The following is a 24,591-nucleotide window of genomic DNA, read 5'->3' as shown; positions in this document are numbered from 1 at the left end:
TTCCTTCCACGCCCGCGCGACCCGCTTGGGCGTGTCGAGCAGTCCCTCGCGCGCCGGATCGTCACCGACCCAGCGGATCAGCGTTTCGATCGCGCGCGCGACGTCGGCGGGAACCGGAAGTTTGCCATCATCCGAAACCGGAGGCACGTCCGGCGTGTCGAGAAAGGGAGGGCGGGCGACGAAGTTCATGATGCGGTACCTCGGGTGGCGGCCCGGAGGGGAGGTGAGGGAAGAGGGCCGCCGACTATGACTTGCATTGCGGCGCTGCTTTGTCGCAACATGTCCATTGGGGCAGGTCGCTCCCCGAAGATGAAAGTCCGAATTGCATGTCCCTCAAAGCGATGATCGCAACCAGCCCGATCGCGGCGGTCATCAGCGATCCTCGGCGCCCCGACAATCCGATCGTCGAATGCAACGATGCCTTTGTCGCGCTGACCGGCTATTCGGCCGCCGAGATCATCGGCCAGAATTGCCGGTTTCTGACCGGTCCGGGAACCGAAGCCGAGCTCAGCCAACAGTTGCGCAGCGCCATCCGCGAACGGCGTCCCGTGCTCGTTGAAATCCTCAATTACAAGAAGGACGGCACGCCTTTCCGCAACGCCGTTCTCGTCGCGCCGATCTTCGGAAGCGATGGCAGCCTCGAATATTTTCTGGGGTCGCAGATGGAAGTTGGCGATGCTGTGCTTCTGCGCGGCGAGCGCCAGGCGGAGGCGCGCGCGCGCATGGACGCGCTTTCACCGCGGCAGCGCGAGGTGCTGCTGCTTATGGCCGAAGGCAATCTCAACAAGCAGATCGGCTACAGCCTCGGCCTTTCGGAGCGGACCGTGAAGATGCACCGCGCCGCGCTGCTGAAGGCGCTCGGCGTAGCGACCACGGCCGACGCGATTCGCGTTGCCGTCGAGGCCGGTTTCTGATGACGACAAGGGCAGACTGCACCAAAGGCGGTATCGCCTGAGCGCCGCCATCGTGCAAACCGCCGCGCGATGAACGAAAGACGCGGGAGAGGGACGCCGCGCCGGGCCTGCGTGCTCGGCGCGAGCGGTGGTATCGGTTCGGCGCTTGTCGCGGCGCTTGAGCGTCGGGGTGTCGAGACAATCTATGCCGGCTCGCGGCGCGCGACCTTGGCGAGAAGCCCGGCGGTGACGTCCTTCACCTTCGACTTCGCCGATGAAGCGAGCCTTGAAGAGGCTGCAACGACAATCGCCGCCGAAGGGCCGCTCGACCTCATCCTGGTCGCGACCGGCCTGCTGCACCGCGCCAATGCCGTAAGGCCCGAAAAATCGATGCGGCAGCTCGACCCAGCATCGCTTGCTGAACTATTCCACGTGAACAGTATCGGCCCGGCGATTGCGGTGAAGCATTTCCTGCCGCATCTCGCGCGCGATGGCCGCGCGGTCATGGCCTTTCTTTCGGCACGCGTCGGTTCGATCGGCGACAACCGGCTCGGCGGCTGGTACGGCTACCGCGCGTCGAAAGCGGCGCTCAATGCTTTCGTGCGCGGCTTTGCGATCGAGGCAAGCCGTATGAACCGCGAGAGCATCGTCGTGAGCCTGCACCCCGGCACCGTCGATACGCGGCTTTCGATGCCGTTTCAGCGCGGTTTGGCGGCGGGGCAATTGCAACGCGCCGAACAAAGCGCCGATCATCTGCTGCAGGTGATCGAGCGCCTGACAGCCGAGGATAGCGGCGGCTTCTTTGCGTGGGATGGGCAGCCAATCGCCTACTGAGCATGATCTTCGTCCATCGCCGCCAGAAATCGACTTGCTTCGCTGCGGATCTGCCTCTGTTCCTTCTCGGCAAAACGGTTCCAGCCGCGCAGAACCGGTTGCATGCGGGTATTGGCGCCAAGCCGCACCGCGTGCCGCGCGATGAAATCCCAATAGAGAAAATTGAAGGGGCAAGCTCCCGCACCGGTCCGCTTTTTGACATCGTAGCGGCAGCCGCGGCAATAGTCCGACATGCGGTTGATATAAGCGCCGCTCGCCGCATAAGGCTTGGATGCAAGTAGCCCGCCGTCGGCGAACTGGCTCATGCCCAGCGTATTGGGCAGCTCGACCCATTCATAGGCATCGGCATAAACGGCGAGATACCAGCGGTGGAGCTCGGCCGGATCGACTCCCGCCAGCAGCGCGAAATTGCCGGTGACCATGAGCCGCTGGATGTGGTGCGCATAGGCCTCATCACGCGTCTGGCGCACGCAGGCGGCAACGCACGCCATATTGGTATCGGCGGTCCAGTAGAATGCGGGGAGCGGCCGCGTGGCGCCGAGCCGGTTCTCATCGGCATAGCCGGGCATGAAATGCCAATATATGCCGCGCACATATTCGCGCCATCCGAGGATCTGGCGAATGAAGCCTTCGGCGGCGTTGATGGGTACGCGTCCCGCGCGGCAAGCCTCGTCGACGCTGGCGCAAACCCGGCGCGGATCGAGTAGCCCGCAATTGAGATACTGCGCGATCACCGCGTGGTAGAGAAAAGGCTCACCTGAGAGCATGGCGTCCTGATTGTCGCCGAAGCGCGCGAGCCGATGCGCGACGAAATCGTCGAATGCCGCTTCCGCATCGGCACGGGTGACGGCAAATCCGAATGGCGATAGCGTACCGAAATTATCGGGGAATCGGGCTTCGACCATCACCATGACATCGCGTGTGATGACGTCGGGTGGGAAAGCGTGCGGGCGGGTCATCAGAAGATCGCGCTCGGCGGGTTTGCGGTTGTCGGCATCGAAATTCCAGCGGCCGCCGAGCGGGGCTTCGCCATCCATCAGGAGTCCCGTCTCGTGGCGCATCATGCGATAGAAATATTCCATCCGCAGTTTCTTGCGGCCTTCGGCCCACGCCGCGAATTGATCGGGCGTAGAGAAAAACCGATCGTCGGCGATGATGGTGCAATTGGTCCACAAACGCATCGTCTCGGCGAGGCGCCATTCGCCCGCTTCGGTCACGCGCAAGGGAAGGTCGCCATGGCGCTTGCGTGCACGCGCAACCTCGCCGCCGAGCGATCCGCTATTGTCCGGATCGTCGAGGCGGACATAGTCGACGCGCCATCCCTGCGCGCGCATCTCCTCGGCAAAATGGCGCATCGCGGAAAAGAGAAAGGCGAGCTTCTTGCGGTGGTGCGGAACGTAACCCGCTTCTTCGGCGACTTCGGCCATCAGCAGAATCGTTTCGGCAGGCGACGCATCGCGCAGCGACGAGATGGCGGGAGTTAACTGGTCCCCCAATATCAGGACGATCTCGCTGGCTCTGGTCATGGCACCGCGCGGCGGCATTCGCTCGGCCCTCCGGGACGGGACAGGGCTGACGGATGTGGGTGATGGTCCATAAAACAGACGATGCAGCGCGCTTCGGGCTCCGCCAATATGGACTTTCGGCCAGCCATTTTGGCAGAGCAGCGTGTCTGGTTAGAGGCATCCGGCTAGAGCGCACCAGCCGGTTCTATGACCGGGAAAGCCATCCATTATGCCGTTCGTCGACGGGTGTCAGCCTTCGTCGGCGGCGCTGGTTACGCATTTTTCCGTTCCAAAATGAGTGGATTCTAGCCGAAATCATTTGAGCGGACTGCCTCACCAATTTCCATTTTCCGTCGGGAACTCCGACCCGATAACCCGCGTATTGCCGCCGAGCTTCAAAACAACATTGGGTTGAATGCTTTTCACCGGGCTGCGCCGTCTGGCGCGGTCCGGACTATCTCGTCAGCCCTGCATCGTTATCGATTGCAAAAGGCCATTCCGCCGCGACGTCCAGAGCGACCAAATCGACGGCGGCGCGCGCGCTATGTCGCGGCTGCGATTCCCACCCGAAAACGGACAGACCGCGATCCGCCCCAGGCGGCAACGCCTGTTTCCCCCAGGCCGCCTCACTGCGATCTCGGCTATTTTTCCGAGCGGACTTCGTTGATCGTTTTGCCGGTCCACCTGCGGACGGCGCGGCGCAGGTTGGCGCTGTCGCTGAAACCGACCTTCCAGGCGACATCATCGACGCTCATGCGTGTTGTCTGCAGATATTCGATGGCGAGTTTCCGGCGGACATCGTCGACGATCTCGCCATAGCTCGTGTCTTCGGCGGCCAAACGACGGCGCAGCGTGCGTTCCTGCAGCCCGATTTGTTCGGCGATCGCCGTCATCGAGGGGAAGTGGTTCGGGGCGAGGAGCAGGAGTTGATAAACTTCCCCCGACAGTCCCGATGATATTCGCGATTGGCCGATCAGCCGGTCGCATGTCTCTTCGAGCATCGTGCGCGTCAACCGGTTGCCCAGTTCCGGCGTCTGTTCGAGGATGCCGATCGGATAATGCAGTTCATTGGCATCCGCGGCGTAGAAGCAGGGGCAGGACAGTTCGCGTTCGTCCTCCGCCGAGCGCGCCTCTTCGGGCAGCGCGAACCGCGCGCGGACCGGAACATTGTCCGATCCCGCCGCGTCGCGAATATGGGTGTAGGTCATCTTCATCTGTTGGCGGATGAGGAAAGTGCGCACGTCATTGCTCATCACGTCGCGATAGATTTCCTGAAATTGCCAAACGGCGACCTCTCCTTCCGTCCGCCAGCCAAGCCGTACCGTGGGGGTGGCGAGCGGCTGGTAGCGTACCGCGAAGTCGAAGAAGTCGCGCATCGTCGGCGAGCACATCAGCGCATAACCGTACATGCCATAGGCTGACAGATGCAGCCGCGACCCGATCGCGAAGGCGTCCGCGAACCGCGCACCGGCCACCACGATATTTTCGCAGGCGGTCAGATACTGGCCGATCGAGGTCAGCGTATGCGGATCGCGCACCTCGGCCAGCGTCAATCCCGTCCGTTCAAGTACGGTCGCCGCATCGATTCCACGCCCCGCCACCGTATCGATGACGGTCGCGATCTTGAAAGGGGCGAAGATGCGTTGATTAAGCGAGGGGAAGCCGGCGCGCGGATTGCGGCTGGTCAGCGCGCTCTGATCCTCGTCGACGGTCATAGCAGCCCTTTCGTGCGATCTTGTCCTCTAGAGACATAGTGATGTCCGGCAATGCTCTTACCAACGGCTCTGGCAAACCATAAGCAGCATAGCAAGCCGGCAACGTCCGGCCGCGGCGATGTCCGTGACCAAGACAAGAGCAGCAGGGAAGAGGATCACCATGTCGACCAGATTCATTCTTACGGGGAGCCGCGCGCGCATGTTGTGCGGTTCGGCCATCTTCGCGGTCATGCTGGGTGCGGCTACCGCCGCGCAGGCGCAAAGCGCCGGCTCGAAAGATCCGGTGGAGGAAAGCGCGGCGGAGAGCGATTCCGAGATCATCGTCACGGGCTCCAGCATTCGCGGGGTCCCGCCCACCGGCTCCGGCCTTATCAGCGTGTCGCGCGATGATGCCAAGTTGATCGGCGTCGCGAGCACCCCCGAATTGCTCGCGACCGTGCCCCAGCTCAACAGCTTCAACACCGCTCCGCGCACAAGCAACGGCGGGCTCGGTTCCTTTGCGCCCGGCCTGCGCGGCCTGCCGCCGGCGGCGACCTTGCCGCTGATGAACGGCCATCGCCTGATCTCGGGCAGCACCCAGCAGACAAATCCGGACTATCCGTTCCTGCCCGAACTCGCGATCGAGCGCGTCGAGATCGTCGCCGACGGCGCATCGGCAATCTACGGGTCGGATGCGGTGGCAGGGGTCGTCAATTTCATCACCCGCAAACGCGTGTCGGGCTTCGAGGCCAATGTTCGCTATGGCTTTGCGGACGATTATCATGCCTTCAACGCCGGCGCGATTTTCGGGCATGCCTGGGACAGCGGTTCCTTCGTCGCCGCGTATCAATATTCCGAAAACAGCAACATCACCGGGGCCGACCGCCGGTATCGCTCGCTCGATTTTCGTGCTGCGGGCGGCATCGATACGCGCTCGACCGTCTGCCCGGACGCGAACGTCAATCTGTTCACCGGCACCATCTATGCTGCGCCGAGCCTGACGCCGGGGATCAACACTTGCGATCCGCGCGGACCCGTCGACCTGGTACCGCAGAACCGCACGCACAGCCTTTTCGTGTCGGCGCGGCAGGAGCTCTCCTCCGCGGTCACCGTGTGGGCCGATCTTCTCTATTCGGACCGCAAGGATATTGTCCAAGCGGCGCTGCCTGGCCAGACGTTCGTTCTGCTGACGGCGGCCAACCCGTTTTTCCGCCCCCCGCCGGGAACGGGAACGACCTATGAATATGTCGATTTCAGGCCCGACAAGCTGGTTGGCGACGATCATTTCGACCAAAGCTACCGAGTCCGGACGGGGAATGCGACGGCCGGCCTCGACGTCAAGCTGCCCGGCGATTTCAAAGCCAGCGTCTATGGCACCTTCAATTGGTCGCGGAATGACACGTTCCAGCCAGGCATCAACACCACAGCGCTGGCGGCGGCGGCCGCCGGAACGACGGCCGCGATTGCGCTCGACCCGTTCGGTACCGGAACGAGCCCCGCTGTCGTTGCGGCCATCCTCGACAATCCGACCGACTTCACCAATCATCAGCGCACCCGGATCGGCGCGGTGAAAGTCGACGGGCCGCTGGCGGATCTGCCTGGCGGTGCGATCAAGGTTGCGCTCGGCGCCGAATATCGGCGCGAGACCTATGATCAGCGCGGATCGAGTGGCGGCGTTGGCTTCCCCGAAGACCTGAAGCGCAGCGTCCAGTCGCTCTACGGCGAGCTGTTTGTGCCGATCGTTGGCGAGGGCAACGCATCGCCGATGCTGCGCAGCCTCACGCTGTCGTTTTCGGGGCGCTACGATCACTACAGCGATTTCGGTTCGACGACCAATCCCAAGGTCGGCCTGACCTGGGAACCGGTCGAAGGGCTGAATTTCCGGGGCAGCTATGGCCGCTCGTTCCGCGCACCGGGGCTGCGCGATCTAGGGTCCACCGTGGGGTCCTACTATGCCGCGGCGGCGCTGGTCGATGCGTTCGGTGCGCGCGACCCGTCGCGCGGGGCGACGCAAGTAAACACAATTCTCCTCTACGGCGGCAATCAGGCGCTCAAGCCCGAAAAGGCGCGGACCTTCTCCTTCGGCGTCGATCTGCGGCCGCGATTCGCGCCCGATTTCAGCGCGAGCGCGACCTTTTATGATATCAAATATGATGATGTCATCGGAACCCCTTCGGGGCTAGGCGCCGTCCTGTTCAGCGACCCGACCTTCGCATCGCGCGTCATCCGCAATCCGACTGCGGGACAACTGACCGGCGCGATCAGCGATACGGTGCCCTTTTTCTACACCTTCGCGGCCGTCCCGGCGATCGGCAACATCCTCGACCTGCGGCAGGGCAATTTCGGCATACGCAAGACAAACGGGATCGATTTCGACGTGCGCTATCGGCACACGGCGGGTTTCGGCACCCTTTTCGGCGGCATCGCGGGCAATTATATCCTGAAGTATCGCAACCAGCTCTCGCCGACGTCGGCGGTCAGCAACTCGCTCGAGGCCGGGATACCGCGAACCACTCTGCGCACGACATTGGGTATCGCTGCGGGGCCGGTGACGCTCGCCAATTTCGTCAACCATCGCAGCGGCGTGACGGCCGCCTATGCGACGCCAACCGGGTCGAACCTCTACAAGGCCAAAGGCTATACGACGGTCGATCTGCGACTCTCGCTGAAGCTTCCCGACCTGCCATTCGCCAAGGGAACCGAGGTCGCGCTGCAGATCAACGATCTGTTCGACAAGACGCCGCCTTTCTTCCCGGGCACCGACGGCATCGGCGGCGCCTATAATGCGATCGGGCGCTATGCCGCGATGAGCCTGCGCACATCCTTCTGATGCGGATGGCAGCGCGTCCGTGAGGTCGCGCTGCCGTTCCTTTTGGTCGATGTTCGTGAGCGCGCGCGAAACTCGGCTTCCTTCCGACATGAATAAGGTTCGCCATTCGATGCCAATTGCCAGCAACAGCGCGGCCATCGCGGCTCCCGTCCCGCAGATCCGCCTGTATCTCGAAGAGCTCAAGGCCACGCGCGACCTTGAGTTCGCGCATTATGACGATTTGCACCGCTGGTCGGTGACCGATCTCGAAGGCTTCTGGCGCAGTATCTGGGACTATGACCGGATCGAATCGCGGACGCCCTTCTGCGCGATGCTCGGCGCAGACACGATGCCGGGTGCGCGCTGGTGCGAGGGCGCCGAGGTCAGCTATGCGCGCCATGTTTTCCGCCACGCCGCGGCTGCGGATTCTGCCGGGCAGCCCGCCATCGTGGCGGTGAACGAACGAGGGGAGCAACGAACCCTCGGTTGGGCCGAGCTCAAGCGGCAGAGCGCCTCACTGGCCCTGGAACTGCGCCGGCGCGGGGTGGGGCGGGGCGATCGCGTTGCGGCCTACCTTCCCAATATAGCCGAGGCGGTGGTGGGCCTGCTCGCGTGCGCCAGCCTGGGGGCGATATGGAGCCTTTGCTCGCCCGACATGGGGACCAATGCGGTGCTTGATCGGCTGCGGCAAACCGAGCCCAAGGCGCTCATCGCCGTCGATGGCGTCTTCTACGCTGGCAAAGCCATGGGTCGTAGCGCCTGCGTCGCCGAAATTTGCGCCGCACTTCCCTGTATCGAGGCATTGTTCGTCATCGAAAGCGGGTTCGGCGCTGGGGCGGTGTCGGGGGCGGTGGCGTTCGAAGCGGCCATCGCGCGCGACGATGCCGAGGTCGCCGGCTTTGAGCCCGAATGGCTACCCTTCGACCATCCGCTGTGGATCCTCTATTCGAGCGGCACAACGGGACTTCCGAAGGCGATCGTGCACGGGCACGGCGGGGTGCTGCTGGCAACCGCCGCGGGGCGACTCCATTTCGATCTCGGACCGAGCTATGAGTCCAATAATTTCGGCGACCGCTTCCACTGGTTCAGCGCCACGGGCTGGGTGATGTGGAACATTCAGGTGGGCGGATTGCTCAGCGGAACGACGATTTGCCTGTTCGACGGATCGCCGAGCGGCACCAAGGCCGAGCCCGACTGGACCCGGCTCTGGCGCTTTGCGGCAGAGGGCGGAGTGACCTGGTTTGGCGCCGGCGCTGCCTTCTTCGCGAGTTGCCGCAAGGCCGGGCTCGACGTCGCCGGACTCGACGGGTTGCACCGGGTGCGCGCGCTCGGCAGCACCGGCTCGCCGCTACCGCCCGACGTCCAGCGCTGGGGTTCGGCGCAGTTCGCCGCCATCGGACGACCCGATATCTGGTGGTGCAATGTCAGCGGCGGTACCGAGATCGCCGCCGCCTTCCTGGCCGGAAATCCCGAGTTACCCGACACGCCGGGGCGGCTGCAGTGTCGCCACCTCGGCGCCGCCATCGAGGCCTGGGACGGGCGGGGACGGGCTGTGATCGGCGAGGTCGGCGAACTTGTCTGCACCCGTCCCTTCCCCAGCATGCCGCTCTATTTCTGGGGCGACGAAGACGGCAGCCGCTATCGCGACTCCTATTTCGCCGAATGGCCCGGCATATGGCGTCACGGCGACTGGCTCACGATCAGGGCCGACGGCAGTTGCACCATTTCCGGCCGCAGCGACGCAACGATCAACCGCCACGGCCTGCGCATGGGAACCGCCGAAATCTATGCTGCGGTCGAGCGTCTGCCTGAAATCGTCGACACGATGATCATCGACGTCGAGCGTGAAGACGGCGACAGCACGCTCATCATGTTCGTCGTGCCGGCGAAGGGGCGAGCCGTCGACCCTGCGATGGAGCAGGCGATTGCATCGGCCATACGCTCGAGTCTCTCGCCGCGCTTCGTGCCCGATCATCTGATCGAGGCACCCGGCATCCCGCACACGCTTTCTGGAAAGAAGCAGGAACTCCCGATCAAGCGGCTGTTCGCCGGATGGCCCGTCACCAAGGTCATCAGCGCCGACGCGACCGCGACGCCTGAGGTCTTGCCTTGGTACATCGATCGGGCACAGCGCTGGAACGGGGCGGGAGACAGGATGTGATAACGCAAATGGTCTGGGAGAGGACGCGATATGGACAATAGGACATTTGCGGAGAGGTCCGACCTGGAACGATCGAAGCCGACCGGGCATCGCGGCCTTGTGCTCGGCATGCTGTGCTTCGTCTATGTGCTGAACTTCCTCGATCGCCAGCTTGTCTCGATCCTCGCCAAGCCGATTCAGGACGGCTTGCACATCACCGACAGCGAACTCGGCCGGATCACCGGTTTCTATTTTGCGCTCTTCTATTGTTTTATCGCGATTCCTGTTGGTTGGCTCGCCGACCGCACCAATCGCGTAAAGGTGCTTTCGATCGCTTGCGGCCTGTGGAGCGCCGCGACCGCGGCATGCGGCATGGCGGCGAACTATGGGCAACTTGTGGCGGCACGTATGGCGGTTGGTGTCGGCGAAGCCGGCGGCGTTCCGCCGTCCTACGCGATCATATCGGACACGTTTCCGCGCGAGCAGCGCGGCACCGCGATGGGCATCTTCAACCTCGGCCCGCCGATCGGTTCGGCGCTCGGGGTCGCGTTCGGCGCGTCGCTCGCGGCCGCCTATGACTGGCGCGCGCCTTTCCTCATCGTCGGCGCGATAGGCGTCGTTACCGCAGTCCTCGTCTATATCATCGTGCCCGAACCCGCGCGCGGCCGCTTCGACCCGCTTCCTGCGGCCGCGGCGGAACCGGCGCACAGCTTCGGGCAGGCGATCCGCGCCTTTTTCGGCAACAGGATATTGACTATCGCGGCGCTAGCCAGCGGTGCCGCCAATTTCATCACCTATGGCCTCAGCAATTTCGCCACGCTTTTTCTCATGCGCGAAAAGGGCATGACGCTCGAGGAAGTGGCAATATGGTACGCGCTGGCGGTCGGCCTCGGAATGGGGGCGGGCATCTTCGTTTCAGGGCGGCTGATCGACCGGTTCGGCGTTACCAACAAGGCGGCCTATGCGAGCATCCCGGCCTGGTCGCTCGTTCTCGCCTTGCCCTTCTTTCTCGGCTTCGCTGCTGCCGACAGCTGGCAGGTCGCGCTCCCCCTCTTGTTCGTGCCGCTCTTCCTCAATTCCTTCTTCCTCCCTGCCACGGTGACGTTCGTGCAGAGCGAGGTCGATCCGGGCGCGCGCGTGATATCGGGGGCGCTGCTGCTGCTGGTCATGAACCTGATCGGCCTCGGCCTCGGGCCAACTTTCGTCGGCATGGCGAGCGATTTTTTCCGCCCGCAATATGGTGAACATGCGCTCCGCATGGCCTTTTATGCGCTGGCGCCGATGTATCTGATCGCCGCGCTACTCTTCGCCTGGCTTGCGCGAATGATCAAACGGTCGTCGCCAGCATCGAGCGGTTCTCGGGAGGCCAGCGATTAGACGAAAAAGCGCTTGGCGCGCGGCGAGGTTGCGCGGCGGAACTGGGCACCGACAAGAAGACGGGAGACAGATATGACGCGGAAATATGGCGCCGCTTGCCTTACGGCCCTTGTGGCCGGATTGTTGGTTCCTACGGCGGTAGCCACGGCGGCGGAAACGCCGTCGTCCGTCGACGCCGCACGGCGCTGCACCAACCTCGCCCGATTGCACCTTGCCGACACGACAATCGAAAGCGCGGCGCTTGTTCCGGCAAAGGCCGCGGAGCTCGGCATAGCGGGCGACAAGCCTGGCTATCGAAGCTTCTGCCGCGTGGTTGCGCGGGTGCGCTCGGCCCCGGATTCCGACATTGGCGTCGAGATATGGCTGCCGACCGAGCGATGGGCCGGCGTCTTCCATGGCAATGGCAACGGCGGCTTTGCCGGTGTCCTTGCCGGCGGCTATTCGGGAATGGTCGATGGCCTGCGCCGCGGATTTGCAACGGCGACGACCGATGCCGGAACCGCACCGGCGTCGCCGCTGGAAGGTGAGGCCCTCATCGATCACCCCCGCAAATGGAGGGACTGGGGCCGACTTTCGACGCATGTGATGACGATCACCGGGAAGGCGATCACCAAGGCTTTCTACGGCCGCGATGCAAGGCGTGCCTTTTACACCGGATGTTCGACGGGCGGGCAGCAGGGGCTCATCGAATCGCTCTACTATCCTGAAGACTATGACGGGATTCTGGTCGGAGCGCCGGTCATTAACCGCACATGGGGGCACGCCGCGGTGCTCTGGGACTATGCCGCTGCGCACCGCACGCCGGACAGCCTGCTATCCGATGCCAAGCTCAAGCTGCTCAACCGGGCGGCGGTCGCGGCGTGCTGGCGGCAGGGCCATGGCCTCGCGGGCGACCGGTTTGTTTCGGACCCGCTCAGCTGCAAGTTCGACCCAGCGGTTCTGCGATGCAAGGGCGCGGCGGGGGACGCCTGCCTGACCGAAGCCGAGGTTGCAACCGCGCGCGCCTTTTATTCAGGGCCGACGGACCGCGCGGGCAAGCCAAGCTATTTCGGCTGGTTGCCCGGAAGCGAAATGCCCGACACCTTCGGCTGGTCTTTTCTTCAAAAGCCGAGCAAGGATCAGCCACCTTTCGGGGCACTGTTCAAATGGGTGTTCGGCGCCGATTGGGACTGGAAGGGTTTTGATTTCGACCGCGACATGCCCGCGGTCGATGCGCGGCTCGACCCGATCGTCAACGACGCGACGCGCGGGAGCCTTGCCGATTTTGCCGCGCGCGGCGGCAAGCTGATTATATTCCACGGCCTCGCCGACACGCTCGTGGCGCCTGGCCAGTCGATCGCATTTTACGATCGTCAGGCGGCAGCCGTCGGCGGCGAAGCCAAGCTTGCCGAAAGCGCACGCCTGTTCCTGGCGCCCGGCGTGATGCATTGCGGTGGCGGAGCCGGCCCCGACAGCTTCAACGCCACGCTCGGTATTCCGGCGCAGCCGCCCTCTTATGGTGCCAGGCATGATCTCTTCTCGGCTCTGATCGACTGGACCGACGGCGGCGATGCGCCCGAGCAGGTTATCGCGACCAAGTTCGCGAGCGATGAGCCCGGCAGGATCGATATGCAACGCCCGCTCTGCGCCTATCCGCAGAAGGCCGAATATCGCGGCTGGGGGTCGACCCTGTCGGCAAGCAGCTTTCGCTGCGTCGCGCCGGACGATCGCTGAGCTTTTCGTTTCCGGTGGAACCGTCGCCTGCCGATAGGAGATAGAGATGCTGAACCGCAGGGAGTTCGCCGGCCTCGCCGTCGCCGGGGCGACCACCTCGCTCTCCGCGACAACGGCAGTGGCAGCGGAAGCGGAAGGTACTATCGCTTATCATGTGCTCGCATCGTCGCATGTCCCCGGCGAGCCGGGCGTCGCCATCTACGCGCCGCCCGGCTATGATGCCGGACGCGCCGAGCCCTATCCGCTGCTGCTGTTACTTCACGGCGGCAACGGCACCGAGAAGGATCTCGCCTTTTTCAAGACCGTCTTCGACAATGAAATTGCGGCTGGCCGCTTGCCGCCGCTCATCATCGCCACGCCGAGCGGGCGTCGGTCGCTCTATATGGATTTCCGGGATGGGGCGGAGCGATGGGAGAGCTTCATCCTCTTTGATGTTCTGCCTTTCTTGCGCCGCAGCGCTCATGTCTCCCGAGGGCGCGAGCTGACCTTCATCGGCGGATGGTCGATGGGCGGACTTGGCTCCCTGCGCATCGCCTTCAAACACCCTGAGCTTTTCGCTGCAGTGGCAGCATTGGAGCCTGCCGTCGAGCCCGCCGTGGAGTGGAAGGGGGTCGGACCGCATACGCGTTTCTGGAGGCCCGAAGAGGTTCTCCATCCGATATTCGGCAATCCCGTCGACGGCGAATATTGGATGCAAAACAATCCGGCATCGATCGCAAGCCGTGCGCCCGACCGATTGCTCGGCCTCGGCATTTATCTGGAGGTCGGCGACCAGGATATGCTCTATCTTTACGAGGGCGCGGAGTTTCTGCACCGCGTCTTGTTCGATGCCCGGCTCGCGCACGAATATCGGCTGGTGCATGGCGCAGAGCATGTCGGTTCCTCGCTTTTGCCGCGCATGGCCGACGCGCTCGGCTTTATTGCGCGCCAGATTTCGCCGCCGGGCTGGATCGACCAAAATGTATTGAACGTCCGCGCCGTGCTCGATGGCAGCAAGCGATCGGCTGGGCTTCCCGTTGGTCCGGTCGATCCTGGACGCGTTGGCGGTCGGTGAGCGGACGAACGCTCCTGGCCGATTGAAGAAGTCGATATCTCCACTGCTTTTCGGCATGCCAGCGAACGTCCGATTGGGGACCATTTAGACATGACCATAGCCAGCCCGGGCAATCGCGGACCTTTGCAGGGCGCGGCGATCGGATACCGAAGCCGCACATGTATCAATATCCGGCGAATGCCTCGACCGCGCCGGTGATTGCGGCCACAGCGCGATCGGGGCTGGGCGGTTACGCTTTCCCAAGATATTGGGGGCTAAAGGCAATCGCATGATCGGGGCGCAGGAACATCGCGGACGGGGGCGGGCGTCGTGGGCGCTTGTGCTGCTGTGGCTCGTTGCGGCGGTCTGGGCTGTACCCGCCGCGGCGACGCCGCTGCACATCAATGCACCGCTCTGTCATGCGGTCGGACCGCTGGCCGCACCCGACGATGCGCTGTCCGCGCTGCGCTTTTCGTGCAGCGGCGAGCCGACGGGGTATCGCGACGGCAGCCTGTGGTTGCGGGCCGATGTCGGCAATCGTTCCGAGGATCGCAACGGCGCCGCACTGATGGTGCATTTCTCGCGCTTCGACCGGCTCGCCGTGGGGTTCACCTATGCCGACGGCCAGACGCGCTGGCAGACGGTGCGCCGCGGCGATTATGGCGCGCACTGGCGCGTCGGCGGCCAGATATTGTTCGAGACCCCGGCCCGCGTCGCTCCGCTGACCGCGGTGACCATGCGCTTCGACCGCCTCGCCGACCACAGCCTGCTGCGCGCGCGCCTCATCCCCAAGGAAAATGCGAGCCTGCAGGCGGCGGGGATGGCGGCGCTCGTCGGCGCCTCGCTCACCCTGCTGCTCGTCAGCGGCATCTACAGCCTGTCGCTCGCGGTCGCGGTGCGCCGCCAATATCTGCTGTGGCAGGCGGCATGGTCGGGCGTGATGATCGTCTGGGGCGCCTTATGGTCGCAGATTCATCTGGTGATCTTTCCCGCCATGGCGGGGACGGTGTCGGCGCAGGCATCGACCTTGCTTGCCTGCCTTGCCATCGGCGTCGCGACCGCCAGCGCGGTGACCGCGATCGACGCCCGGCATCTTCCCCACGCTTTGCGCCGGGGAACCCTCGCGCTGGGGCTGGCGATCGCCGTCGCTGGCGTGCCGCTGGCGTTGCTTCGCACCGGCAATCTGCAGATGCTCGGCAATCTGCTGGGCATCGCGGTCATCCTCGACCTGATCGCGGTCGCGCTGTGCATCGGCTGGAGCTGGCGCAAGGGATCGGTCGAGGCACGCGATTTCGCGCTCGCCTGGTGCCTGCCGATGGCGACGCTCGCGATCATTCATCTGGTCGATGTCGAGGACGGATTCTGGGGCGGCGGGTCGAAACTGGCGGTGCTGGTCGCCGCAACCTGGCAGGCGCTATGGCTGTCGGCTGCATCGACGCGGCGGCTCGCGCATCTGCGTGTCGAGCGCGACGATGCGCTGGCGGCCGAGGCGCAGGCGAACGAGCTTGCGCGCCGCGATCCGCTCACCGGATTGCTCAACCGGCGGGGCTTCGTCGATGCCGTCACCCCGCTGCTCGATCAGGCGCGCGAAGGGGCGCTGCCCGCGGCGCTGCTGCTTGTCGATGTCGATCGCTTCAAGTCGATCAACGATATCTACGGCCATGAAGCCGGCGATGCCGTCCTCTGCCGCATCGCCGAACGCATCGCGCGGTGGGAAGGGACGATGTGCAGCGTCGCGCGCCTGGGCGGCGAGGAGTTCGGCCTGCTGACCATCGGGATGGAGGGCATAATGCTCGATCGCTTTGCCGAGAGCATCCGCCGCGAAATCGCGCTGTGCGATCACAGCGACACGATGGGCGACCGGCCGGTGACCGCCAGCGTCGGCGTTGCCGAAGTGCGGCCGGCCCCCGACTTTCAATATCTCTACCGGATCGCCGACGAGGCGCTCTATGACGCGAAACGCGCCGGCCGGAACCGGATCAATGTCCAGCGTGTGCCGCCGCGCGGCGACGGCGCGCCCGATGCCGGCGATCGCGGCATAGCCTATCCCGCCTGAGGCGGATCAGGCCGCGCCGGGCGTGTCGTCGGCTTCGAGACCCTGATATTTGAGCTGGAGATAGCGTTCGCGCGTCGCCAGCTTGTCGATCTCGCCCGCCGCCAGGCTGCGCGCCGCGTCGCCGATTTCGCGTTCGAGCATCTTGAGCCCGCCGAGCAGCGTTTCGTCGGGCGTACGTCCCGCATGCGCTTCGCCGCGCAGCCCCGCGGGGATCCGCTGATAGCCCGCGACGAGTTCGGGCAGATCCTCGCCGACCAGCTTGCGGATATTCGCGGCCGCCGGTGTCGCGGCGTCGAGCGTCTGGAGCTGTGGGGCGAGCAGGTCGAGCTGGACGCCGATCCCGTCGACGAGCTGGCGCGCCGGGGCGGGAAGCGCCGGACGCTGCGCCTCGAGCCAGATTTCGGTGCGGCCGGCGAGCTGCTTGAGGTCGGCCTTGGGGAGATCGGCCTGGCGCGGTTCGGGAAAGGGCGGCCATTTGCCGAACAGCACCGCGACGCCGATCAGCAGCACCATGAGCGCGAGCAGGCCCGTGAAGCCGAGCGGCTGGATGAGCGCGCCGAACAGCGCCGCGCCGATCAGCACGATCCCGCCCGCAACAAGGACGCGGCCGAGCTTCTTGTAGAGATGCTGGCGGCGCAGCGCGACGCTCTTGGTGCCGATCGGTCGCCGTCGTTCGCGCGAGCGTTCGATCGCGGCGTTGCCGAGCGCGCTGATCTTGTCGACCTCGCTCATGCTCATCCTAGCCCTCGATCGCCGCCAGCGGGCTGTCGGCGCCGCCGACGCTTGCCTGCGCCTGGCTCGCGCCTTCGGCGCGCGCGATATAGCCCTTCGACTTGGCGACCTCGCCCTCGAGCGAGGTCACGGTCGTCTTCATCGTGTCGAGCGCCTTGAGCTTGAAGGTATCGATCGCGTCCATCGTGTCGTAGATATTCTGGAAGGCGCGGCTGAGCGTTTCCATCGGGATCGTGCTCGACGCCGCCTGTTCATGGATGCGCGCCGTATTGTCCTTCAGCATCTTCGAGGTGCCGTCGATGATGTTGGCGGTCGTCGTGTTGAGCGCGGTAATCTGTTCGAGCACCAGCTTCTGGTTGGTCATCGCCTGCGCGACGGTGATCGCGGTCTTGAGCGCGCCGACGGTGGTGGTCGAAGCGCGGTCGACGCCCTTCACCAGCTCGACATTATTCTTTTTGACGAGATCGAGCGCAAGATAGCCCTGCACCGTCACCGCCATCTGGGTCAGCAGATCCTGTGTGCGCTGCCGGGCATAGAACAGGGCGTTTTCGCGGATGACCTTCGCCTTGGCGGGATCGCTGCCGTCGAGTTCGGCCGCTTTCGCCTCGAGCCGCTGGTCGAGCGTGCCCGCGATGTGGATCATCTGTTCAAGCTTGCCCATCGATTCCCACATCTTGCGGCGCTCGACGTCGATGGCCGCATTGTCCATCAACAGCTCGTCCTTGCCGTTGGCAAGCGCGGTCAGGATGCCGCCGATGTGGGTCTGCGCGCTGCGATATTGCGCGAAATAATTGTTGATCTTGCTGCCCAGGATCTTGTCCAGAAAGCCGCGTTTGGTCAGCAGCTTGCCGTTCGCCGAGGGATCGAGACGTTCGACCGTAGTGCGAAGTTCGATCAGATTCTGGCCGATGTCGGTATCGCGATCCATCGCCTTGATCGGGCGGTCGAGGAAGCGGTTCGAATGATTCGCCGCCTCCAGCATTTCCTTGCGCCCCATATTGGTGATCTGGTCGATACGCTTGCCGAACTCGGGCGAATTTTCATCCTGCGCCACCAGATCGTCGATGAAGCTGTCGACGCGTTCCTCGAGCTTCGATTTCTGCTCGGTCGAGAGCGGGACGAGGCCGGCGGCCTTTTCAGGCGCGACGGCGGGGACGGGTTCGGGCGGCGTCAGCTTCAGTTCGTCGGTTGCGGTCGCCGTCGCGGTCTCTTCGCTCATAACAATCCTTCCAGCCCCAGGTCGATAACGGGCCGCCTGCCTATATGGCATGCGGACCTGTGTTATTCAAGCACTACACCCCTTGGCGGCGCGCCAGCGCCGGCGCGATCCATGCCGAAAGGATCAGCTGCGCCATATGATAGACGAGGATCGGCAGCAGCACCATGCCGGCAATCGCCGAGGGAAAGAGCGTGGCGGCGAGCGGCGCGCCGACGGCAAGACTCTTTTGGGCACCCGAGAACAACAGGGTGATCCGGTCGGGGCGGCGGAGCGCGAGCAGCCCGCCGAGCAGCCAGGTGCCGCCGAAGGCGCTACCGAGCAGCAGCGCATCGACGCCGAGCACGATCGCGATCTCGCGCCCGTCGAGCTGCGTCCATATGCCGCCGACCACGGCCGCCGAAAAGGCGACATACACCGCGGTCGCAATCGCGGTGCGATCCATCAGCGTCGCGAGGCCGCGGTGCCGGAGCACCAGCGGGCGAAGCCAGCGCTGCGCCGCTTGTCCGGCCAGAAAGGGAAGCAGCAGGATTGCGACGATGCGCAGCGCCGCGGCGCCGTGGATCGCCCCCGCCTTGCCCGCGAGTGCGGCAAAGAGGAGCGGCGACAGAAACACGCCGGCCAGATTGAGCAGCGCCGCTGCGACGACGCTCGCGGCGACATTGCCGCCCGCCATCGAACTGGCGGCGGTCGCCGACTGTACGGTCGATGGCAATATGCCGAGAAACAGGAAGCCGAGCGCCAGCGTCGGCGGCAGCAGCGGCGCCGTCAACGCCTGCGCGCCGAGCCCGGCCAGCGCCATCGCGCCGAAACAGAAGGCGAAGGCGCCGCCCTGCAATTTCCAGTTGCGGATGCCGTGCAGCACCTCGTGCCGCGGCAGGCGGACACCGTTGAGGAAGAAGAGCAGCACGATCGCCGCGGTCGAAATCCCTTGCGCGACCGGCACCGCGTCTCCGCGCACCGGCAGCAGGCTCGCGACGACGATGGTGGCGAGGAGGACGGGAACGAAGCGGTCGGGGAACAGGCGGGCGAGCATGGAGCGGAGCGATGGCCGGAAGGCGGCGCCTTGGCAAGTCCGCGTGCGTCCTTCGCGGCGGCGACTTCGCTCGACATGGTGCGAAAGACGATTATGGAGCGCGCATGGCTTGCATCCTGATCCTCGCCGCGCTGCCCGAAGAGGCCGATGCTGTCTTTCCCGGCCAAGGCACGGTTGAAGCGGGAGCGTTCGCTCCCCGATCCCTGTCGGTGGATGGACATGCCGTAACCATTGCAACCTGCGGCCTTGGCAAGGTCAACGCTGCGCTGTGCGCCGGGATGCTTGGCGGCGCGGCCGATCTGCTGGTGATGAGCGGCACCTGCGGCTCACTCGGACCCGGACCCGGTGCCTATTGGATCGCCGAGGCGGTGCAGCACGATTATGGCGCGGCCCAGCCCGGTCTGTTCCGCCGCTATCGGGCCGGCGAATGGCCGATCGGCGAGGCGGGCGAGGCGCATTTCGCCGCGATGCCCGACCCCGGCCTGGACTTGCCGCATGCGCGCATCGCGAGCGGCGACAGCTTCGTCGCCTGCCCCGAAGCCGCGGCCTTACTGGTGCGCGATCTGGGCGCGGCGCTGGTCGATATGGAAGTAGGCGCGGTGGCGCAGGCGGCGATGCGGCTCGGCAAGCCCTGGGCTGCGGTCAAGGCGGTGACCGACGACGCCAACGGCGACAGCGCCGGCGATTTTCACGCCAATCTCGTCCGCGCGTCGCGCGTCGCGGGGGCGGCGATCGAGCGTCTGGTCGCGCGGGTCAGCGGCTGAGCGCTGCGATACAGGCCTGCCGCGCGGCGGGCGGCGAAAGGTCGCCGAGCGCGAATTCGCGCACCGTCTCGCGGGCTCGCCCCTGGGGCATATAGCGCAGCGTGCGCTTCGTGCCGCCATCGTCGACATCATAGGCGATCTCGCTCTGGCTGTTGCCGATCTCGCCGCCGCTGCGGCCGATCAGCGTCATGCCGTCGCGCATCCCGGCCCGCCACGCCGGGCCGCCTCGGGCGACGCCGGCGATAATGCGGCCGTTCGCGAGCGTTGCATCGACATCGAAGCTGCGATCGAACACCGGTCGTTCGAATTGGCGCAGTGCCCCGCAGGCGGCGAGCATGTCGGCAGGCAGCGCAATCGGTTCGCCGCGATCGATGAAGCGGGCGATGCCTTCGCCGATCGCCGCGTCGCGGCGCTGCGCTTCCGCGCCGAACAGGGTGACGGCATCGCTGCGGGCCGCCGGAGCGGCCGCCTGCATCGTCAGCAGCAGGTCGCGCATCGACGACCCGCCCGGTGCGCGCCGCAGCCGATCGTCGGCCCAGTGCGCGAAGAGCATCCCGCGCAGATAGGCGAGCCGCTGTGCCTTTTCGTCGGTCCAGAATAGGCCCGCGGCCTCCTTGTTGGGAGCCGCACGCAGCGGCGAGGTATCATATTCGCGCAGCGCGTCGTTGAACTGCGCGAAATATTGTTCGGGCGTCCACACCCCGGCGCGGACCAGCGCCCGCCATGAGGTGAAATCGGTAAAGCCCTCCGACAGCCAGAATTGCTCGGCTTCGGGCACCGTTTCGGAAAAACCGCCGATCCGCACATTGACCCAGCTATGCGCCATTTCATGCGCCATCAGCCGGTCGAGCATTTCGGGCAGCGCGTTGGTCGTCGCAAAGAAGGCGAACGCATCGCCGCGTCCGGTGCCGCCGATCGAGGTTGCGCCGGGTCCCGGCGGCGCGAAGGGGATGATGGTGACGAGATAGCGCCCGGCGTCGCTGCCCCAATAATCGGACATGGCTGCCGCGACGCGGCGGAAGCTTTGCGTCCAGCCGGCGTCGTCGCGCGTCGCAAAGCTACCGCGCACGGCGAGCCGTGCGCCATGGCCCGCATCGATCAGCCGGAAATCGCCGCCGACGGCGATGCTTTCGATCAGGCCGTCGAGCGTCAGCCCCGGATGTTCGAGGTCGGACGCAAAGCGCGTCCCGGCCGGCATCCCGCGGACCGAAAAGCTTGCCGGGGTATCGCCATCCAGATGCTCGGGCCGCGCCACCACGGCGTCGCCGATCAGGTGGAACCATGTCGGCTGGATGAGCGGGCGATAGTCGTTGACGACTTCGCCGTCCTGCAATTGCTCGGGCCGGTCGGCGCCACGCACCCGGTAGCGCAGGACGATCGGGGCGCCGGGCGCGTGGCGCAACGCGATCTTGGCGGTGTCGGCCGACGGGGCCAGCGTCGCGTTCTCCGCGCGCATGTCGTCCAGATAGGTATACAGCTTGTCGAAGCCGCCCCATTCGTTCGGCAGGTCGATGATGGTGACGCCGCTCGCGGCGCCGCGAAAGCGCAGCGTCACGTCGACAGCGCGGAAACTGCCGTCGGTCGCGACGACCGGCTGATAGGTGAGCGCGAGGCCCGCATCGGGCTCGGCCGCGCCCGACGGTGCTGCGGCGGCGAGGCTGGCGGAAAAGGCGGCGATGATAAGGCGGCGGGCGAGGGAGAGAGGCATCGATATTCCTTGGACTGAACGCCCAAGGTGTATCGCTCGAACAATACAGTGTCAAATCGGACGCCCGCGCCTCTCTTGTTGCGCCGCAGCACCGCTTCTGTTAGGGGCGCGGCGTTTAGCGGCGCTCCGGGCGCTGCCCCCTTCCATCAAGGTTCCTACCGCATGTCTTTGCGCAATATTGCGATTATCGCACACGTCGACCATGGCAAGACGACCCTCGTCGACCAGCTTTTCCGCCAGTCGGGCACTTTCCGCGACAACCAGCGTGTCGAGGAAAGAGCTATGGATTCCAATGACTTGGAAAAGGAACGCGGGATCACGATTCTCGCCAAGTGCACCTCGGTCGAGTGGGGCGAAGGCGCCGATGCGACGCGCATCAACATCGTCGACACGCCGGGCCACGCCGACTTCGGCGGCGAGGTCGAGCGGATCCTGTCGATGGTCGATGGCGTCATCCTGCTCGTCGATGCGGCCGAAGGCCCGATGCCGCAGACCAAGTTCGTGACCGGCAAGGCGCTGGCGCTCGGCCTCAAGCCGATCGTCGTCGTCAACAAGATCGACCGCAGCGACGCGCGCGCCGCCGAAGTGCTCGACGAAGTGTTCGAACTCTTCCTGACGCTCGACGCCAATGACGAACAGCTTGATTTCCCGATCCTTTATGCCTCGGGCCGCGGCGGCTATGCCTCCGAAAGCCCCGACGCGCGCGAAGGCACGCTGGAGCCGCTGTTCAAGACGATCGTGTCGCATGTTCCGACGCCCGGCTTAGACGAAGAGGCGCCCTTCACCTTCCTCGCGACGCTGCTCGACCGCGACAATTTCATCGGCCGCATCCTGACCGGCCGCGTCCAGTCGGGCACGGTCAAGGTCAACCAGCCGATCCACGCGCTCGACATGGACGGCAAGGTCATCGAAACCGGCCGCGCGTCGAAACTGCTGGCGTTCCGCGGGCTCGACCGCGTGCCGGTCGAGGAAGCGCGCGCGGGCGACATCGTCGCGATCGCGGGCCTGACCAACGCGACCGTCGCGAACACGATCGCCGACACGAGCGTCAGCGAGCCGATCGCCGCGCAGCCGATCGACCCGCCGACGCTGTCGATGCGCTTCGCCGTCAACGACAGCCCGATGGCGGGCCGCGAAGGCAGCAAGGTGACGAGCCGCATGATCCGCGACCGCCTGTACCGCGAAGCCGAAACCAATGTCGCGATCCGCATCACCGAAAGCGCCGACAAGGACAGCTTCGAAGTCGCGGGCCGCGGCGAGCTTCAGCTCGGCGTGCTCATCGAAACGATGCGCCGCGAAGGCTTCGAACTCGGCATCAGCCGCCCCAAGGTGCTGTACCAGACCGACGAGAACGGCCAGCGCACCGAACCCTATGAAACCGTCGTCATCGACGTCGATGACGAGCATAGCGGCACGGTTGTCGAGAAGATGCAGATCCGCAAGGCCGAGCTGACCGACATGCGCCCGTCGGGCGGCGGCAAGACGCGCATCAGCTTCAGCGGCCCGTCGCGCGGCCTGATCGGCTATCACGGGGAATTCCTGTCCGACACGCGCGGCACGGGGATCATGAACCGCCTGTTCGAAAAATACGGCCCGTACAAGGGCGCGATCGAGGGCCGCAAGAATGGCGTCCTCATCTCGAATGGCGCGGGCGAAGCCGTCGCCTATGCGCTCGGCCCCCTCGAAGAGCGCGGCATCCTGTTCGTCTCGCCTGGCGAGGCGCTCTATGAAGGGATGATCATCGGCGAGAATGCGAAGCCCGACGACCTTGAGGTCAACCCGATGAAGTCGAAGCAGCTCACGAACTTCCGTTCGACGGGCAAGGACGACGCGATCCGCCTGACCCCACCGCGCCGCATGACGCTGGAACAGGCGATCGCCTATATCGACGACGACGAAATGGTCGAAGTGACCCCCGCGAACATCCGCATCCGCAAGGCGATCCTCGATCCGCACGAGCGGAAGAAGGCGAGCCGCAAGAAGGAAGCGGCGTAAGAGACAGACCGGCGGCCCGACAAAGGCCGCCGGTTTTGTTTTTGGCGTTCGCTCTTTCCCGTTCGCGCCTCATTTTCCCGTTCGTGTCGAGCGAAGTCGAGACACCCATCGATCGCGCGTGCCTTCGGGGTGTCTCGACTTCGCTCGACACGAACGGTTACAGGTGAGTTTCCCGGTAGCCGAGGACACCCCGTGACCCGCCTGATCCTGTTCAACAAACCCTGGGGCGTGCTGTCGCAGTTCACCGACATGGGCACGACCGCGCCCGCCGACGGCCCGCGCGCGACGCTGTCCGACTATATCGACGTCCCCGGCGTTTATCCCGCCGGGCGGCTCGATCGCGACAGCGAGGGTCTGTTGATCCTGACCGACGACGGCGCGCTGCAGGCGCGGATTTCGTCGCCGAAGCACAAGATGCCCAAAACCTATCTGGCGCAGGTTGAGGGCGAGCCCGACGACGCCGCGCTGGAGGCCCTCCGCCGCGGCGTGACGCTGAACGACGGCCCGACGCGCCCCGCGACCGTCCGCCGCATCGACCCGCCGCTACTCTGGGACCGCGACCCGCCGGTGCGCTACCGCAAGAGCGTGCCCGATAGCTGGATTGAACTGACGATCACCGAAGGCCGCAACCGCCAGGTCCGCCGCATGACCGCCGCGGTCGGCTTCCCCACGCTGCGGCTGGTGCGATGGCGGATCGGGGCGTGGGAGATTGGGGAGTTGGCGGTGGGGGCGTGGCGGGAGGTGGGTTGAATGTTCAAGTCTGCCGAGACTGAACCAGCCTTATGAAGTCCGAAATGTTCATCAGCCACGCCTGCTGTTCGGGCTTGTAAGTAGCGTGCAAATCGCGCGGTAGTACCAGTTGGAGCTGCTTGGCCTGCATCTCGGCCGTCTGCTTTAACGAGATGCCGGGTTCCAATGTGAGCAAGTGTTTGGTCTCGATCCGCTCGGCTTCCGAAAGCACTTGGCGCCAGCGTTCCTTGAGTGTCGATTTTGCGCCGAGCATCGTGAGACGGTCGGCCGGAAACGCACTGTCGGCGTAGTGAGCCGCGCCGGGAAAAAGGAAGTCGTGACGTGCTCCCCTGAAAT

19 protein-coding genes are annotated in these 24,591 nt (G+C 65.1%); 11 read left to right on the top strand and 8 right to left on the bottom strand.

The annotated features are described in order from the left end of the window. Positions 1–189, bottom strand: a 189-nt coding sequence (locus EBMC1_RS15955; RefSeq protein WP_003050903.1) for a GTP cyclohydrolase I, incomplete at its 3' end; no start/stop codon positions are given. 137 nt (positions 190–326) lie between these two features. Here EBMC1_RS15955 and EBMC1_RS15950 point away from each other — a divergent pair. Together EBMC1_RS15950 and EBMC1_RS15945 are read left to right on the top strand one after the other, a co-directional pair. Continuing rightward, a complete protein-coding gene (locus tag EBMC1_RS15950; protein WP_003050900.1) occupies positions 327–914 on the top strand; it encodes a PAS domain-containing protein in 588 nt (195 codons plus the stop codon). Between the two features lie 69 nt (positions 915–983). Then, the gene (locus tag EBMC1_RS15945; protein ID WP_051066448.1) at positions 984–1,727 is read left to right on the top strand and encodes an SDR family NAD(P)-dependent oxidoreductase; all 744 of its coding nucleotides are present in this window, start codon (positions 984–986) and stop codon (positions 1,725–1,727) included. Here the strand turns inward: EBMC1_RS15945 and EBMC1_RS15940 are convergent. After that, positions 1,721–3,253: a cryptochrome/photolyase family protein gene (locus EBMC1_RS15940; RefSeq protein ID WP_040590703.1), complete on the bottom strand. Its 1,533-nt coding sequence runs from the start codon at positions 3,251–3,253 to the stop codon at positions 1,721–1,723. The two genes, EBMC1_RS15945 and EBMC1_RS15940, sit on opposite strands and share 7 nt — an antisense overlap. Positions 3,254–3,873: 620 nt before the next feature. After that, positions 3,874–4,947 (bottom strand): AraC family transcriptional regulator, encoded by a 1,074-nt coding sequence (locus EBMC1_RS15935; RefSeq protein ID WP_003050888.1) that lies wholly within the window; start codon positions 4,945–4,947, stop codon positions 3,874–3,876. A 160-nt stretch (positions 4,948–5,107) separates the two neighbouring features. Between EBMC1_RS15935 and EBMC1_RS15930 the strand changes: the two genes are divergently transcribed. The 6 genes from EBMC1_RS15930 to EBMC1_RS15905 all read left to right on the top strand — a co-directional run bounded on the left by EBMC1_RS15930 (position 5,108) and on the right by EBMC1_RS15905 (position 16,054). Then, positions 5,108–7,756 carry a TonB-dependent receptor plug domain-containing protein gene (locus EBMC1_RS15930; protein WP_003050885.1) on the top strand — a complete coding sequence of 883 codons (2,649 nt, stop codon included), beginning with the start codon at positions 5,108–5,110 and terminating at the stop codon, positions 7,754–7,756. Positions 7,757–7,865: 109 nt separating this feature from the next. Then, on the top strand, positions 7,866–9,896 hold the full coding sequence (locus EBMC1_RS15925) for an acetoacetate--CoA ligase (protein WP_156001408.1): 2,031 nt from the start codon (positions 7,866–7,868) through the stop codon (positions 9,894–9,896). Positions 9,897–9,926: 30 nt separating this feature from the next. Next, positions 9,927–11,252 (top strand): spinster family MFS transporter, encoded by a 1,326-nt coding sequence (locus EBMC1_RS15920; protein WP_003050879.1) that lies wholly within the window; start codon positions 9,927–9,929, stop codon positions 11,250–11,252. Positions 11,253–11,363: 111 nt separating this feature from the next. Next, complete coding sequence (locus EBMC1_RS15915; RefSeq protein ID WP_196795440.1) at positions 11,364–12,965, top strand: tannase/feruloyl esterase family alpha/beta hydrolase; 1,602 nt, start codon at positions 11,364–11,366, stop codon at positions 12,963–12,965. 46 nt (positions 12,966–13,011) lie between these two features. Next, on the top strand, positions 13,012–14,019 hold the full coding sequence (locus EBMC1_RS15910) for an alpha/beta hydrolase (RefSeq protein WP_003050874.1): 1,008 nt from the start codon (positions 13,012–13,014) through the stop codon (positions 14,017–14,019). 268 nt (positions 14,020–14,287) lie between these two features. After that, positions 14,288–16,054, top strand: a complete 1,767-nt coding sequence (locus EBMC1_RS15905) for a sensor domain-containing diguanylate cyclase (protein WP_003050872.1) — start codon at positions 14,288–14,290, stop codon at positions 16,052–16,054. A gap of 6 nt (positions 16,055–16,060) precedes the next feature. On the opposite strand, the gene EBMC1_RS15900 is transcribed toward EBMC1_RS15905, so the two are convergent. The 3 genes from EBMC1_RS15900 to EBMC1_RS15890 form a co-directional block, all read right to left on the bottom strand. Beyond that, complete coding sequence (locus EBMC1_RS15900) at positions 16,061–16,786, bottom strand: hypothetical protein (protein ID WP_231292947.1); 726 nt, start codon at positions 16,784–16,786, stop codon at positions 16,061–16,063. A gap of 7 nt (positions 16,787–16,793) precedes the next feature. Beyond that, entirely contained in the window at positions 16,794–18,005 is a 1,212-nt protein-coding gene (locus EBMC1_RS15895; protein ID WP_003050867.1) for a toxic anion resistance protein, read from the bottom strand. Positions 18,006–18,078: 73 nt separating this feature from the next. Then, on the bottom strand, positions 18,079–19,038 hold the full coding sequence (locus tag EBMC1_RS15890; RefSeq protein ID WP_003050863.1) for a bile acid:sodium symporter family protein: 960 nt from the start codon (positions 19,036–19,038) through the stop codon (positions 18,079–18,081). 104 nt (positions 19,039–19,142) lie between these two features. Between EBMC1_RS15890 and EBMC1_RS15885 the strand changes: the two genes are divergently transcribed. Further along, positions 19,143–19,802 carry a 5'-methylthioadenosine/S-adenosylhomocysteine nucleosidase family protein gene (locus tag EBMC1_RS15885; RefSeq protein WP_003050860.1) on the top strand — a complete coding sequence of 220 codons (660 nt, stop codon included), beginning with the start codon at positions 19,143–19,145 and terminating at the stop codon, positions 19,800–19,802. Here the strand turns inward: EBMC1_RS15885 and EBMC1_RS15880 are convergent. Continuing rightward, complete coding sequence (locus tag EBMC1_RS15880) at positions 19,792–21,510, bottom strand: M61 family metallopeptidase (protein WP_003050857.1); 1,719 nt, start codon at positions 21,508–21,510, stop codon at positions 19,792–19,794. The genes EBMC1_RS15885 and EBMC1_RS15880 overlap by 11 nt on opposite strands. Before the next feature lie 162 nt (positions 21,511–21,672). On the opposite strand from EBMC1_RS15880, the gene typA reads away from it, so the two are divergent. Then, positions 21,673–23,505, top strand: coding sequence for a translational GTPase TypA (gene typA, locus EBMC1_RS15875; RefSeq protein ID WP_003050854.1), 1,833 nt, complete (start codon positions 21,673–21,675; stop codon positions 23,503–23,505). A 192-nt stretch (positions 23,506–23,697) separates the two neighbouring features. Then, on the top strand, positions 23,698–24,255 hold the full coding sequence (locus EBMC1_RS15870; RefSeq protein ID WP_003050851.1) for a pseudouridine synthase: 558 nt from the start codon (positions 23,698–23,700) through the stop codon (positions 24,253–24,255). Positions 24,256–24,259: 4 nt separating this feature from the next. Here EBMC1_RS15870 and EBMC1_RS15865 read toward each other — a convergent pair. Further along, positions 24,260–24,591 (bottom strand): type II restriction endonuclease (locus EBMC1_RS15865; RefSeq protein ID WP_003050848.1); only part of this gene is annotated, 332 nt, incomplete at its 5' end.

Source organism: Sphingopyxis sp. MC1, from assembly GCF_000371385.1.
Taxonomy (GTDB): Bacteria; Pseudomonadota; Alphaproteobacteria; order Sphingomonadales; family Sphingomonadaceae; genus Sphingopyxis; species Sphingopyxis terrae.
Note: the sequence above shows the minus strand (reverse complement) of the source record. Positions and strands in the feature narration are given on the sequence as shown.